The sequence below is a fragment of the Paraburkholderia sp. A1RI-2L genome (assembly GCF_048957375.1).
Lineage (GTDB): Bacteria > Pseudomonadota > Gammaproteobacteria > Burkholderiales > Burkholderiaceae > Paraburkholderia.
The window spans coordinates 124,939-139,154 of sequence record NZ_JARBTA010000006.1 but is presented as its reverse complement, the minus strand read 5'-3'; the positions used below and the strand labels follow the sequence as shown (position 1 = coordinate 139,154).

The window sequence follows — 14,216 nt, the reverse complement described above, 5'->3', positions numbered from 1 at the left end:
GCCTCCCTACCCTGTCGCCCGTGCTGTGGCTCGGTCCCATCAGCCTGCCCGCCGGCGAGGGTACGCGCATTGACACAGGTCAAGATGAATCGAACTCGCCCAGGCATCATGAAAGGCCGCCTGGTGCAGCAGCAAGACACGTCATCGCGACGAGGCCCAGCCACGCATCGTTTTCGATGTAATGAGGCTTCGGCAGACAATGGGCATGTACGCGGCGTCGAGGCGCATCTCATGAAGTCCGCCACGATAGCCCCCTATGTCTCGAATCAATCGACGACAAGATGGTTGTCGACGCTGACGAGGACCATTGGCAACAAAATCGCTACATCTGAACGTTAAGAAATACGGAGCGGTGTTTAATACCCTCGCACCGGGAACCGCATTGTCCGGCACCATTCGCCGTGCCACGTGATTCACGCATCATTCCTGTCAGGAGCAACGTCATGAGCAACGTCGAAGTCGTCTTGTGCAGCCCGGTACGCACCGCGATAGGCACCTATGGAGGGACACTCAAGGACATGCCGGCGCCAGCACTGGGCGCTGCCGTCATCCGCGAAAGCCTCAAGCGCGCCGGATTGCCGGCCGACAAGGTGCAGTCGCTAGTCATGGGAAACGTCATTCAGGCCGGCGTGAAGATGAATCCGGCGCGACAGGCCGGTGTCAGCGGCGGCTTGCCGGTCGCGGTTCCCGCGCTCACGGTTAACCGCGTCTGCGGGTCGGGCGCGCAGGCGATCGCCAGCGCTGCAACCGAAATCTGGGCCGGCATGATCGATTGCGCGATTGCAGGCGGCATGGAAAACATGGACCGTAGCCCCTACCTGCTGCCACAGGGGCGCTGGGGCGCCCGGATGGGCGATGTGACGTTCTTCGACAGCATGCTGCTCGACGGGCTCAACGACGCCTTCAGCGGTCAGCATTCTGGCTGGCATACCGAAGATCTGGTGAGTCAGTGCGGCGTCTCCCGGGAAGACCAGGATCGCTGGGCGCTGCGCTCGCAGCAACGCTTCGCGCAGGCCCAGGCCGCCGGGCTGTTCGATGCCGAAATCGCGCCCCTGGAGGTGCCCGGTCGCAAGGGTCCGACGATCTTTGGCCGCGACGAACACAATCGGCCAGACACGAGCGCTGAATCGCTTGCCAAGCTTAAACCGGCGTTCCGCAAGGACGGCACCATCACCGCCGGCAATGCGCCCGGCCTGAACAGCGGGGCCGCTGCGACGCTTGTCGCCGAACGTGGCTGGGCCGAGCGCAATGGCCTGACGCCGATGGCGCGGCTGGTCAGTTATGGCATAGGGGCCGTGGAACCGGGCTTGTTCGGCCTCGGACCGATTCCCGCCGTGCGGCAGGCCCTCACGCGCGCGGGTTGGTCCGTGGCAGAGGTAGACCGCGTGGAGATCAACGAGGCGTTCGCGGCGATCGCACTGGCGTGTCTAAGAGAGTTGGGATTCGCGGAGGACGTTGTGAATGTGGAAGGTGGGGCGATTGCGCACGGTCATCCGATCGGCGCGAGCGGTGCGGTACTGACCACTCGGTTGCTGCACCAGATGCAGCGTGGCGGAGGCCGACGCGGCATCGTGACGTTGTGCATCGGCGGCGGACAGGGCATAGCGCTGGCGCTCGAGACCTTGTGATACGCGTAGTGTTCCTTCCGGAAAAGCGCCCCCAGCGCAGACGTGATCAGGCCGGCCACGATCGGCAGCTTGCCGCATGGGCGGTCTGTTCCACTGTCGACGCGCCTGACGGGCGGTGTGATGCATCACGCCGGGGACGCGCCCGGCCATCGCATCACGACCATGATCGGACAATTGGACGATGGCTTTTCCACGGAGTTGCGGCGCTGGACGTACTGCCGGATAGGGCCGCATCCCGAACTGCCAGTGAAGAACGCCCCGTATTAGCGGGGTTGTCGCGGTGACGCCCGGACGCTGGCAACTTGATGCAAGATGATTTGAGATCAATCAGAATGGGGAAGCCCATGCCACCACGGCTCGCATTGCTGGATGCACCGACCAAGTACTTGTTCTTCACCGGAAAGGGTGGCGTTGGAAAGACTTCGGTTTCCACCGCCGCGTCCATCGCGCTGGCCGACGCCGGCAAAAAGGTCTTATTGGTCAGCACCGATGCAGCGTCCAACCTGGATGAAATGCTCGGTGTTGAATTGACCAATAGCCCGGTCTCCGTTCCGGGTGTGGTCGGCCTGCTCGTCCTGAATATCGACCCGGACGTCGCAGCTGAGAACTATCGAGCGCGCGTCGTCGAACAGATGAGCCCCGATGCAAGTGCCGAGGAAATTGCCACGGTGCGAGAACAGCTATCCGGTGCCTGCACCACCGAGATCGCCACTTTTGACGAGTTTTCCAGCTTACTTTCTCATGGTGATTCCGGCTTTGATCATGTGGTATTCGACACAGCCCCCACTGGTCACACGCTGCGGTTGTTGAGCCTGCCCAAAGCGTGGAGCGGGTTCCTTGAAGGCAATGACCGGGGTGCATCCTGTCTGGGACCGCATTCCGGCTTGAAAATGCAGGAGGAACTCTTCAATCAGGCGTTGGCTGCGCTTAACGACGCGAGTATGACAACCGTCGTGCTGGTCGCTCGCCCTGAAACCGGCGCATTGGAAGAAGCCGCGCGTACGTCCTTCGAGCTACGAGATCTGGGGCTGGTAAATCAGCGTCTGGTCGTGAACGCCGTCTTTCAGGCGGGCCACTCCAATGACCGCATTGGCGACGCATTCGATACCTTGGGAAAGAATGCTCTCGCAGCCATGCCGGAACCGCTGCGGCAGCTTCCTACGGATTATGTGCCTCTGCGCGCGGTCGACTCGGTGGGCTTGCCTGCGCTCCGCGCCCTCCTGGATCCGGAATCGACATACGTAAGCGACACTCCTCGCGGGGTGCCCACACACTTTGCGTATCACACCATGTCGGAATTGGTCAAGGAATTGGCCCACGCCGAGCGGGGGCTGATCATGGTCATGGGCAAAGGCGGCGTGGGCAAGACAACTATCGCGTCGGCTATTGCGCTGGGGCTCGTTCGCAGCGGACGTCGGTGCATCTGAACACTACTGATCCCGCGGCGCATCTGGCGATGACCCTCCAGGGAAACGTGCCGGGGCTCACTCTGGGGCGCATCGATCCGAAAGTGGAAACCCAAAAGTATGTGGACAAGATCGTGGCTGCACGCGCGCCGCAAATGACAGAGGACGAGAAGGCGCTGCTCATCGAGGACCTACGGTCCCCCTGTACTGAAGAGGTCGCCGTGTTTCACGCCTTCTCGCATGTCGTATCTCAGGCTGGCAGTTCATTCGTGGTACTCGATACCGCTCCGACCGGTCACTCTTTATTGCTGATGGACGCCGCGGGCGCCTACCATCGTCAGATGATGCGCTCGTTTGACGACAAGGCTGCCGGTCGCATCGTGACGCCATTGATGCGATTGCAGGATGCCAGTTACACCAGGATCATCCTCGTCACATTGCCGGAAACAACGCCGGTGTCACAGGCAGCGGCATTACAGGAAGATCTACGCAGGGCCGATATCGAACCCTTTGCATGGGTGGTCAACCGGTCATTGCTGGCCACGGACACACAAGATCCCGTGTTGCTGGCGCGTTTGAATAGCGAACGAGAGCAGATGGAGCGGGTGTCAAGGATATCGGAACACCAGGTCTACGTGGTTCCATGGCGAGCAGATCGACCGGTGGGAATCACTGCGCTTGAAAAGCTTCTTGAAGGCGACTGACGGCCGAGGCTGCCTTGGAGGCAGTCGTTCAGTTGCGCGCTCCTTGATGCCCGCAAAGAGTCGGGTGCCGCCGACCATCGTTGTCTGGGTGCGTGGGGGTATCCGCACTGGTTCCACTTCGTGACCGGTTCGCTGGAACTCATGACCGCTATTCTGCTGGCGCGAGCACGGACGCGACTATGGGGCTCGGCGCTTGCCTGCGCCGTGATGTTGGCTGCGCTGGCAACCGTCACAGTCCACAGCGAATACGGGCATGGGGTGGCGCCACTTGTCGTGGCGACACTATCGATTGTTGTCGGCTGGATCGCCTGGCGCAAGCGGCTTGATGTCGGTCCCATGGCACGGGCCTAGACTTTACGTGACCCTCAAAAGCTTAAAAGCGGTCGGACAGCCCCATTCTAGGTCAGCACGCCGCTACATCGTGCAGCGAGCTCTGCATGGATTGAACGATTTATTTTTCCATTGCGACTATCCGTTCAACGGGCGTCCGAAGCACTTCGGAAGCGGTCATCCAATTCTCGTGCTTGCGACCTGCCATTCACGGCCGGGCTACCGCCGGCCGTTGGGCGGGTTTTAATCGCTACAAATGGTCGACTTCAAGGAGATTGAGATGTCGGTAAAGCAAGCCGCCGCGGAGATCAAGGCGAAGGCCCAGGAAACGCTTGGGGAGAAGTTCAGCGTCATTGCAGACGACATGGAGCGTGTCCGAACGGCGGGCACGATTGACGGCGCGTTGAAGGTGGGGCAATCGGCGCCGGAGTTCACTTTGCCCGACGCGTTCGGGAATAAAGTTTCGCTCGCGGCTTTAATTGCCAACGGACCGTTGGTGATCAGCTTCTATCGCGGCGAATGGTGCCCATTTTGCAATATCGAACTGCGTGGCCTGCAGGAGGCACTGCCGAGAATGGAATCGCTGGGCGCGACCCTGGTCGCGCTCTCTCCAGAGAAGCCGGATCATGGGATTGTCATGACCGAGAAGAACAAGCTGACCTTTCCAGTTCTACGCGACTTTGGCAATGAGGTGGCTCGCCAATTCGGGATCGTGTTCCAGGTCGGCCAGGAATTGAGATCGCTCTCGAAGAACGTTTTCAAGAACGACATCGCGCAGCGCAACGGAGAGGATTCCTATGAGCTTCCGGTGCCGGCAACTTACGTTATCGATAAGACTGGCGTAATCCGTCTGGCCCATGTCGACGTGGACTACATGCTGGGACGCGTGGAACCTGAAACAGTCGTCGCTGCGCTCGGTCCAATCGCGAAGTAGCCGATCATCGTTGATCGTGGTCGCCGCTTCCTGCCTCACAACCGGAGCTGCCGCGCCGGCAATTCTCTCGCCTACGCCACCATGTCCCGCTCGCCGGGACGCGGTGGCGGCAGCGAGAACACCGTTTCCGGCAACGCCGGCAAGGGGCACTTCGCTCCCTGCCGCACGAGACCGTCCCCGATCGCGGACGCTCTCAGGCGGTCCACATCCAGTCCGGCTGCAAGCATCGATTGCAGGCCGGCCACGCTGGACGCACTGTGCACGAGCTCATAGGGCATGACGTTTACTTTGAGGAATGACATGGCGACTTGATGCAGCTGGCAGTCGGCCGGCGGCAGCACGAGCGGCAACTGCGCCCCCAGGAGGGCGACGTGACCCAGAAGAGCGGCTCGCAGCGCAGCAACCAACTCGCACTGGCGATGTAGATCGGCGCCGCCGTTGGCGCGGCGATGCTGGGCGGCGCGTTCTTTTCGAGGCTGAGTGTGAGCCCTGGTGCCGTCGAGTATGTGCGTGCGTTCAGAACGGCGATATTCGCGCTCGTCGCAGTCTTATTGGTGTGCATGGCCCTTTCGGTAGCGCTTGGACCGCTGCATCGGTGGTTGCATGCGAGTGCGTGAAGCCATCGACGTACCGGAATGCTCACCGAGACTGAGGTACGCGTCACGGAAGGGTATGTCCGATTGAATCTCTAAACCGGCCGTTGGCATGGACCGGCCTCAAAGGTCCGCTCCGGGTCGGTTTATATCTTTCGCATATGTGCGGCGTCGCACACTGTGCCCAGCAAGTTTCGGCCGTGATCCATTGAGTTAACCCAGTATTGGGGTCTCGTGGCTTAGCCCGACGGCATTGACGATGCGAAGAATCCATGCCGGCAAATGGGCGACGACCTGCCGCGGTGTCGGGGCTCCCACCACGCAGAGATGGCGTGCCACGAGCCGGCATCGCCAACCTCGAAGGGACATTCGCCATGAAATTTATTATTCAATGGAGCGGTGAGCCGGCAATGCAGCAAGCTGCGATTGAGCGCTTCATGAAAACAGGCGGTCGGCCACCTGACAACATCACGATGTTGGGGCGCTGGCATGCAGGGGGCGAGTTTAGGGGCGTTGCAATCGTTGAAGCGCCGGACGCCAGCGCGGTCGCGGCGATGGTGATGGAGTGGAGTGATATTTTCTCTTTCAGAATAGCGCCCGCACTAACTGACGATGAACTCGGCGCTGTTATAGGTGCTCGACAGGGGGCGGCAAACTAAGAATCCGCAAGCGTCGGATGGCTGGACCTGCAGCGCGTCGGGGGGCGCGCTCAGGATATGCTCATGTCATGCCTTGCCGTCGATCGGATGTATCGGTGCCTGGAGGTCATCCATGGAAACCCATAAAGCGACGGCATGCCTGGCGATGTTTGCAAGGCAGTCAGGCGCTTACGGCCGGTAGATTTCCAACATCTGATCTCACTTTTGGCATCGCGCCAGCTGTGGCTCGACGACGTCGAACTGATGTCGTGCCCGTGCCGCGCGGCCGGCTTAAGCCATGACCGGCATCCGGACTCGATGCATGTATGGGTTGAGTCAGCCGATTGAGATGGGGCGGAGCCGTGACTACCCACAAGCTGAGGGTTTGCACACTCGCGTTCTGCGTGGCCCTCGTGTTACTGGGCTGCGGCGCGGCATTGGCAGACGAAGTCAAGGTCATGATGTCGGGCTGGTTTACGCCTGCGTATCGCGAACTGGGCACGCAATTCGAAGAGGCGACCGGCCGTACACTTGTTACCGTCTGGGGGCCAGCCGTGGGCACCGCTGTTAATGCCATTTCCGTGCGGCTCGCGCGTGGCGAGTGGGCAGACGTCCTGATCGTGGTCAGCTATGCGCTCGACGATCAGATAAAAGCTGGCACGGTGGTGCCTGGCAGCAAGGTGGACTTCGCACGCGCACCCATCGGCGTGGCGGTTCGCGAGGATGCGCCGATACCAGATATCAGCTCTGCCGACGCATTGCGCCGCACACTGCTTGCAGCGAAGTCGATCGTCTATCCGGACAGCGCGATTGGAGTTTATATCGGCAGCGAACTGTTCTCGCGTCTCGGCATTGAGGGGCGTCTGCAGAGCAAGAGCCGCATGGTTCCGGACGAGCTGGTCGCCGCTGCCGTCGCGAACGGCGAAGCCGAACTCGGGCTTCAGCAGGTCGTGGCACTGTTGCCGGTGAAGGGGGTGAAGGTGGTCGGCAGTTTGCCCGCGCAAGTACAAAGCTACACGGTGTTCTCCGGGGGCATCGCCACCGCTGCGAAAAATCCAGTCGGCGCGGAGGCGCTGATCCGTTTTCTATCGTCGCCGGAGGCAGCGCCGGCGATTGCGAGGAGCGGGCTCGAACCGCTCAAAGCGGCGCCCGCGAACTGAGCCAGGCAGTAGCGCTGCCGACAAGCCTGCACCGAAGGGGCTGCCATCATAAGATGGTCATCCGTAGCGGCGTCCAACGTGCAGAAAACCAAGCTTTAGCGGCGATCGTCTCGCGCTGGTCTGGGAATGGACTTCTCGCAACGCTTTCCCGAATGACTGATCGTTGAGGGCCCGGCGTGCGCCCGCTTTTAGCGAAGATTGGTGGCAATTCGAACTCCAATAGTCACTGAGTTTCAGGCCGCTCTCAGCGCTCGAGAGTCCCCATATGAAACGTAGGTAAGCGTACGGCGATCGCCTACACTTGCTAAGGACCTTCGAGTCCCAGCGTCGTACACCGTTACGCAATGCCAGGGAAACGGGATCGCCTGCTGGCACTCGATTCGCGCTCGCCCCGCTACCGCCAACGGTGAAACTGCGCGTGGTGCGCCCTACTCAGGTCGCGCTAACGAAAAGATCAGCGAGGCAATCGATGAGAGTGAACCAGCCAGCGCGCATAGAACTGCCCGGGCAAGTCGTACTCGTCTTCCAGGGTGGTGGCGCGTTGGGCGCGTATCAGCTTGGTGTCTACCAGGCGATGGACGAAGCGGGCATACAGCCGGACTGGGTAATCGGCACCTCCATTGGCGCGATCAACGCAGCCTTGATCGCTGGGAATCCACCGGAGCGCCGTTGTCGACGGCTGGAGGAATTCTGGAACCAGGTGACCGACCGCACCCGCCTGGACGTGCCTGCCGCCTGGCCTGGCTGGGACAAAATCTTTTCAAAGTGGATGATCATCGGCGGTGGCATCGAGGGATTCTTCCAGCCCAATCCGGCATCCTGGCTCGGGCCGCTCGCCAGGCTCGGCGTGGATCGAGCATCGTATTACCTGATTGCGCCGTTGCGCGATACGCTTTGTTCGCTGGTCGACTTCGATCTGCTGAACGCCGGTAATCCGCGACTGACCGTGGGAGCAGTTCACGCCTGCACGGGCGCGATGCGCTACTTCGACTCGCGCGACCAACGGCTGAATGCCTCGCACATCATGAGCTCGGGCGCGCTGCCGCCCGCGTTCCCGGCCGTGCGGATAGACGGAGAACCGTATTGGGACGGCGGCGTCTATTCCAACACCCCGGTCGAGGTGGTGCTGGATGACAAGCCCCGCAAGAGTTCGGTCATCTTCTCGGTACAGGTGTGGAACCCGATCGGCCCTGAGCCGGAAAGCATATGGCAGATCTCGGAGCGGCAAAAGGACATCCAGTACGCCAGTCGCACCGACAGTCACATCGCGCGTCAGCAGCAGATACACCGTCTGCGCCATGTGATCCGAGAACTGGTTAATCGCTTGCCGGAAGCCGAGCGCACTTCATTTGAAGTCCAGGCGCTTGCCGCCTGGGGGTGCCATACCACCATGCGCATGATCAAGCTTGCTGCGCCCCGCCTGGAAGGTGACGACCAGTTGAAGGATATCGATTTCACTCCAGCCGGCATTGCTTCCCGACAGCGCGCGGGCTATGAAGCAGCAATGCGGACCATTGCCGCGCGCCCGTGGGAGGCACCGATGGACCCAGTAGAAGGACTGACCGTCTACAACGCGGACGAATACATAACGGGTGAAAGACGCGTTTGACGCCTACTTCAGCAGGCTGCCGAGACTCTTCAGGGAAATACCCGTTGCCAGCCAGGTCGAATGACCGCTTGCCCGTGCAAGGAGCTGTCGACCTGTATGTCGATAGACCGCTCAGGGTCGGGACGCGCCAGTCGCCGAGGTGCGAGCACCGTTATCCGTGAGCGCGTGTAGCAGCCGATCGTTGTGGAAAACGTGGCCCCATCGCCAAATTTTCATCTCGCTTCAGCGTAGAACCTGTGTGAAGGGCCGGTTCCTTGAGATCGCCAAACTATCAATAGCATACCTAATTATTACAATCGGATCCTCCCGCCCTGGCACGGCCGTCATCCCTCTCCCTGTCCGGCGTCTCGACGAGGCGAAGGGCTTCCGGACAGCTTGCCGGCTCTCCTCAAAGCGGGTGGCAACGCAAGGCAGGTTCAGCGCCGGGACGGGACCGGCCGCCCCGCGCGGCGGGCCGGTGGTCCGGCTTCGGCTTCCGGGACGAGGGCTGACTGGGTTGCCCGACGCTGTGGCCTTGGAAGACTGCATGCACCGGTATTGTGTGAGGCAAGGCGGTGGACCGTTAGTTGCATCCAGAGCCTCGCCGCGACGGGCATCACCCGACCTGACATAACGCCCCATTATCAATGCTCCCGGGAATTGGGGACGGATCGACAGCGGCCCGCCCGCACGTAACCATATTTATATTATATAAATCAATATGTTACGCAATTTTTTAATGTCACCCCTCAGGTTTCGCGTAATATTTAGGCGTGCGTGCGGCACCCCGGCCCGCGCACATCCTCAAAGCCCGCGCCCCTGTGCGGGCGTTTTTTCGTCGGGTCGCGCGCGCCAGGCCCCAGCGATCACGCCAATCCCGGAAGCAGCCGGCCCCGGTCGTTGGTGAGCACTCATCAGGGCGGCGCATGCCACGCACGCAAATTCACCCGCGGCGTTTCGCGGATCATTATCTGCCGTGTCGGCAGCCATTCTGTGAGGGTGCGCCAATCACCATGGCAAGCGCGGGGGCCGGCGCGGGAACGGCACGCGCTGACCGGAACGCTTTCACGGCCGGCCACGCGTAGCTGATGCCCCGTGGGGCGCAGCCGTGCGAGAAGAACTGCGAGCGGTACGGGACCTGCTCACCCCGAATCGAGATCATTCATCGCGGCAAGTACAAGTCGCTGACCCGGCGACAGCGGCGGTGGCTCAAACGTAGCCACGTGGTGGGCCACCTCAGGTCGGACCACCGGATGGATCGTTGCCAGTTGCAAGGTCAATTGGACGACGCCCTGCATACGCTGCCCTGTGCCGCCGGCTATACCTTGCGCTGGCTGTTGCGGGCATCGGCTGGGGCTCATTCGCGCGGCGGATCATCATGGCGTACTGATCGCTCTCTTTCAGACGTGCCGCACCGGGCCCGGGTAACGGGCGACCGATTCGTCATGGGTGAGCAGCGTGACGCCTTCGGCGATCGCCTGGGCGACCAGCAGCCGGTCGAACGGGTCGCGGTGGATCGGGGGCAGCCCTTCGAGGGCCATCACGTGCGTGCTGAGCACCGGCAATTCCTCGTAGCCGTTGTCGAGCAGATTCCGGCGCAGCACCCGCGGCTCGACCTGGAAATCGGCGCGGTTCATGGCGCGCTTGATTGCGATTTCCCACAGGCTGGCGACGCTGAACTGCGGGGTATGGTCCGGGTCCCCGATCAGGGCCCGCGCCCCGGCCGACAGCTCTGCGGCGCCCGCGGCAGCCCACAGCAGCAGATGCGTGTCGAGCAGCAGCTTCATGCTTCCTTGCCCTCGAACAGCCCGGCGATCTCATCGGCGCCCATCGTGTCGAAGTCGGCTGGAACCTGAATCTGGCCCGCCATGAAACCGATCCGCCGCTGCTGCGTGACGGCCGGCGCATCGAGGGGCACAACCTTCACCAGCGGCCTGCCGGCCTTCGCGATGATAAATGGTTCGCCGCCCTTGACGGCTTCGTCGACCAGCCGGGAAAGCTGGGTCTTCGCCTCATGGATGTTGTAGGTGTGCATGTCGCGCCTCATTAGCTTAGTTTAATGGACTTAGTTTATATGACCACCTGCGGACTGTCGAGGGGATTCTCGTCCATGAAGTTCAACTTGCGAACTCGAGTTCTGCCAAGGGGCGCGTGGAGCGGGCGCACCTGACGTTGCAGGACCGCCTGGTCAAGGAATTGCGCCTGCGCGGCATCAGCACGGTTACCGAAGCCAATGCGTATGCGCCCGCCTTCATGCGTGCCTACAACACGCGCTTTGCGAAGCCACCGAAGAGCAGCTTTGATGCGCACCGGCCGCTGCGTGAGGACGAGGATCTGGACGCCCTGCTCACCTGGCGCGAAACGCGGCGTGTGACGAAGTCGCTCACGGTGCAGTATGACCTATAAGATTCTATGAGCATCCGGGCCGGCGAGAGCTGATTGTAGGCATCAGTCTCTCGCCGGCCCGGATGCTCATAGAATCTTACTAATTCGGGTGATGTACCTGCTCGACGATACGCCGGAGAACCGGAAACTGGTGCACCGCTATATCGAGGTCTGGGAGTATCCGGACGGACGCATCGAGATCCGCTCGGAGGGGCGTGTGCTGCCGTACCGCGAGAATGACCGGCTCACCGAGGTGGACCAGGGGGCGGTGATCGAGCACAAGCGGCTCGCGCACGCGCTGCAGGTGGCGCAGGCGCTGCAGGCACAACGCGATGACCGGCGTGCATCGGGTTCGCCCTCGCGCACCAATCGGGGCATCGCAGTGCGCAAGGCCGAACGCGTGGCGGGCACGAAGAAACCACGCGAGATCGCGCAGGCGGATATGGAAGCGGTGATCGTGAAGTTGGCGCGGGCGCCCAGGCCAGATTCAAAACCGGGCCATCGGACTACCAGGGCCCGCTGAATGAACGTAAGCGCCCTGCTGCTTCAACCCGCGTTCTTCAACAATGCAGGCACACAGAACCGGGAAAGAGATACGACATCTGTAAATGGCTGGCAGTACGACATCTGTATCTGGCTGGGACATTGAGTGCCCGCGTTTTCCACCCGTGCTCGATTCCCGTAGCCCGTTCCACCTCTCTCATGCGCGATGCGCTCCCTCCTGGGCCAGCGACCACACGCGCTTTACCTGACTCCCGCCGCACCCCACCGTGCGCGCCTTATCGTCTGTGCTATGGCCGCCGGTGCACAGTGCAATGATGCGTTCGTGCGTCGCCTTGTCGATTGGTCGCTCCGCCACCCACGCGGAACACTCAGCAAAGCATTAAGTGGCCAGGATGCGGACAGGGGGACAGTCCATCGCCGACCGCACGATTTCCCGGAAAGCCCCGCCAGATAGAGGTATCCTAACTGGTCAGACCACATCAGAACATCCGGAAAGATGAATTTGGCAAATTTTGCCAAAGCCTGATAGACTGCTTCACATGAGTACGATGAACATTTCCCTCCCCGATTCGCTGAAGGAATATGTCGACGAGCAGGTCGGCGAGTGCGGCTACGGCACGAGCAGCGAATACGTCCGCGACCTTATCCGCAAGGATCAGGACCGTAAGCGCCTGCGCACAATGATCCTGCAGGGAGCGACTTCGGGCCTAGCGGATCCGGCCGATGCCGACTACTTCGAATCGCTGCGCGCCCGCGTGCGTACTTCGCGCAAATGACGGCCAAGCCCGTCATCCCGACCCGGCTGGCCAGGCAGGACGTAGAAGACGAGTTGACCCACTACCTCGTGGACGAAGGCTCTGAACAGGCAGCGCTCGGGTTCATTGCGGAGATCGAGCAGGCATACGCGCATCTCGCCAAACACCCTAACATCGGCTCTCCCCGCTACGCGTACGAACTGGACATACCAGGCCTGCGCTCATGGTCCCTCGATCGCTACCCGCATCTGATCTTTTACATTGAGCGCAAGGATCACGTCGAGGTCTGGCGTGTGCTCAACGGCAAGCGTGATATTCTAGCGTGGCTGTTGAGCGATGACAGCGAGTTCCATTGACACCATCTGCACGTCGTAAAGCCCGCGAGTAGCCATCCGGCATCGTGGGGCTCCTCATTTTCAGACCCTCTCTGCGTTACATAGGATTACGAATAGTTCGAAACCCGTGCTGAATTCATTGGTTCTGCGTGGCTGATATCGTTCGTCCACAATCCCTCCAGTGAAGGCTTCATCGTCGATGCGGCACTCGCCGATGGCAGGGTTCGTAATGAATATTGAGACTCAAGCCGGCGCAGGGTGTGCGAGGTGCCAGACGCTCCCGATACTCAGTTCGCTGCGCGGCATCAGGACGTCAGAGCAGTACCGCGTCGGCGCGTCAGCCGCGCGCCTCAGCAGTTACCCCTTCGCCTGAAAGACTGGCTTGTGCACCGTGCCGCGTCGGGTGCAAACCTCTGACAGACCGTTAGTCGCGTTTAAACGTCAGGCCGTCACCGTGGGTTGCGGCCGATAGCGGTTTGACATTCGGCTGCGTAATGTTGAAAAACACCGTCGTCAACTGCGCGATCCAACGGGGGGGGGGGCGTGACGCTTTATCGAGGCGCCGATAGACACAGGCTCTCGCGAGATCTGCTGATCGACTGCGCCGCGGAAGTGCCACAAGAAGCGCTCAGGCAGCAGTTCGTAGACCGGTTCATTGATCGAGGCAATAGTACGCACCGTAGCAGCAGCGTCGCGCTCCGCCTCCGGAATTCGCTTCTGTTGCCCGGCTCCGCCAAGGGAGGATGGAGCGCGCGAACGATTATGACCTACACTGGAAACTCATCATTCGCGTGCTTGCGGGTCGCCTTGACGCAATGCAATGTCGCCGGCGCCCTATCGCAGCAGATGGATGCAAATGGCACGGGCAACACACCGTCATCTGCTGCCCGGTTCATCTGGAACTGATGTTCAATAAGGGGGCACCATGTTGCAATCCGGTGAAATGCAAAAGCGCTTCAGTCATCTGCAGGAAACCGTCAGCGAGGCTTCACGGACCTGCCACGCCGATGCGACGATTCCAAAGAATCTGATGAAATGGATGGACGAGCTCGATAACGAATGCAAATCGGCAAAGAAGGTCATGTCCTCCAAAGACGAGGGTCGTATCCGGCAATGGATCGATGATCTCGAACGGATGGGCGATCGCGCAGAGCGCGCTTTCCAACTGGCCGGCAGTGTCGATACGAAAATCATGAATGCGGTCAGTTCGATGCACCTTGAGCTTTCTGACCTGAAGCGGCAACTGCACTGACCTG

Annotated in this window: 12 protein-coding genes and 4 pseudogenes; 13 read left to right on the top strand and 3 right to left on the bottom strand. The window is 61.1% G+C overall.

Annotated features, from left to right (window positions below; genetic code table 11):
- The first annotated feature begins 443 nt into the window (after positions 1-443).
- The 4 genes and pseudogenes from PWP93_RS35640 to PWP93_RS35625 all read left to right on the top strand — a co-directional run bounded on the left by PWP93_RS35640 (position 444) and on the right by PWP93_RS35625 (position 5,002).
- A complete protein-coding gene (locus tag PWP93_RS35640) occupies positions 444-1,628 on the top strand; it encodes a thiolase family protein (protein WP_421048194.1) in 1,185 nt (394 codons plus the stop codon).
- Positions 1,629-1,972: 344 nt separating this feature from the next.
- Positions 1,973-3,738 (top strand): annotated as a pseudogene (gene arsA / locus PWP93_RS35635) (arsenical pump-driving ATPase).
- A gap of 9 nt (positions 3,739-3,747) precedes the next feature.
- Entirely contained in the window at positions 3,748-4,089 is a 342-nt protein-coding gene (locus tag PWP93_RS35630; RefSeq protein WP_421048294.1) for a DoxX family protein, read from the top strand.
- 259 nt (positions 4,090-4,348) lie between these two features.
- On the top strand, positions 4,349-5,002 hold the full coding sequence (locus PWP93_RS35625) for a peroxiredoxin-like family protein (protein WP_421048193.1): 654 nt from the start codon (positions 4,349-4,351) through the stop codon (positions 5,000-5,002).
- 71 nt (positions 5,003-5,073) lie between these two features.
- Here the strand turns inward: PWP93_RS35625 and PWP93_RS35620 are convergent.
- A pseudogene (locus PWP93_RS35620) lies at positions 5,074-5,420 on the bottom strand (LysR family transcriptional regulator); the annotation flags it as partial.
- 549 nt (positions 5,421-5,969) lie between these two features.
- Here PWP93_RS35620 and PWP93_RS35615 point away from each other — a divergent pair.
- The 4 genes and pseudogenes from PWP93_RS35615 to PWP93_RS35600 form a co-directional block, all read left to right on the top strand.
- Positions 5,970-6,254 carry a DUF3303 domain-containing protein gene (locus PWP93_RS35615; RefSeq protein WP_421048192.1) on the top strand — a complete coding sequence of 95 codons (285 nt, stop codon included), beginning with the start codon at positions 5,970-5,972 and terminating at the stop codon, positions 6,252-6,254.
- 341 nt (positions 6,255-6,595) lie between these two features.
- Positions 6,596-7,393: a molybdate ABC transporter substrate-binding protein gene (locus tag PWP93_RS35610; RefSeq protein ID WP_421048191.1), complete on the top strand. Its 798-nt coding sequence runs from the start codon at positions 6,596-6,598 to the stop codon at positions 7,391-7,393.
- Between the two features lie 469 nt (positions 7,394-7,862).
- Positions 7,863-9,002: a patatin-like phospholipase family protein gene (locus tag PWP93_RS35605; RefSeq protein ID WP_421048190.1), complete on the top strand. Its 1,140-nt coding sequence runs from the start codon at positions 7,863-7,865 to the stop codon at positions 9,000-9,002.
- Between the two features lie 1,130 nt (positions 9,003-10,132).
- Positions 10,133-10,324: pseudogene (locus PWP93_RS35600) on the top strand (IS5/IS1182 family transposase); the annotation flags it as partial.
- A gap of 57 nt (positions 10,325-10,381) precedes the next feature.
- Here the strand turns inward: PWP93_RS35600 and PWP93_RS35595 are convergent.
- Together PWP93_RS35595 and PWP93_RS35590 are read right to left on the bottom strand one after the other, a co-directional pair.
- Positions 10,382-10,768 (bottom strand): type II toxin-antitoxin system VapC family toxin, encoded by a 387-nt coding sequence (locus PWP93_RS35595; protein WP_421048189.1) that lies wholly within the window; start codon positions 10,766-10,768, stop codon positions 10,382-10,384.
- Positions 10,765-11,016 (bottom strand): type II toxin-antitoxin system Phd/YefM family antitoxin, encoded by a 252-nt coding sequence (locus tag PWP93_RS35590; protein WP_421048188.1) that lies wholly within the window; start codon positions 11,014-11,016, stop codon positions 10,765-10,767. Before PWP93_RS35590 ends, PWP93_RS35595 begins: the two co-directional genes overlap by 4 nt.
- Before the next feature lie 89 nt (positions 11,017-11,105).
- Here PWP93_RS35590 and PWP93_RS35585 point away from each other — a divergent pair.
- From PWP93_RS35585 to PWP93_RS35565, 5 genes and pseudogenes are all read left to right on the top strand, one after another.
- A pseudogene (locus PWP93_RS35585) lies at positions 11,106-11,271 on the top strand (ISNCY family transposase); the annotation flags it as partial.
- Between the two features lie 207 nt (positions 11,272-11,478).
- Positions 11,479-11,889 (top strand): hypothetical protein, encoded by a 411-nt coding sequence (locus tag PWP93_RS35580; protein ID WP_421048187.1) that lies wholly within the window; start codon positions 11,479-11,481, stop codon positions 11,887-11,889.
- Between the two features lie 520 nt (positions 11,890-12,409).
- Positions 12,410-12,646: a type II toxin-antitoxin system ParD family antitoxin gene (locus tag PWP93_RS35575; protein ID WP_421048186.1), complete on the top strand. Its 237-nt coding sequence runs from the start codon at positions 12,410-12,412 to the stop codon at positions 12,644-12,646.
- Positions 12,643-12,981, top strand: a complete 339-nt coding sequence (locus tag PWP93_RS35570) for a type II toxin-antitoxin system RelE/ParE family toxin (protein ID WP_421048185.1) — start codon at positions 12,643-12,645, stop codon at positions 12,979-12,981. The genes PWP93_RS35575 and PWP93_RS35570 overlap by 4 nt, the downstream gene beginning before the upstream one ends.
- A 904-nt stretch (positions 12,982-13,885) precedes the next feature.
- Complete coding sequence (locus PWP93_RS35565; RefSeq protein ID WP_421048184.1) at positions 13,886-14,212, top strand: hypothetical protein; 327 nt, start codon at positions 13,886-13,888, stop codon at positions 14,210-14,212.
- The last annotated feature ends 4 nt before the right edge of the window (positions 14,213-14,216 follow it).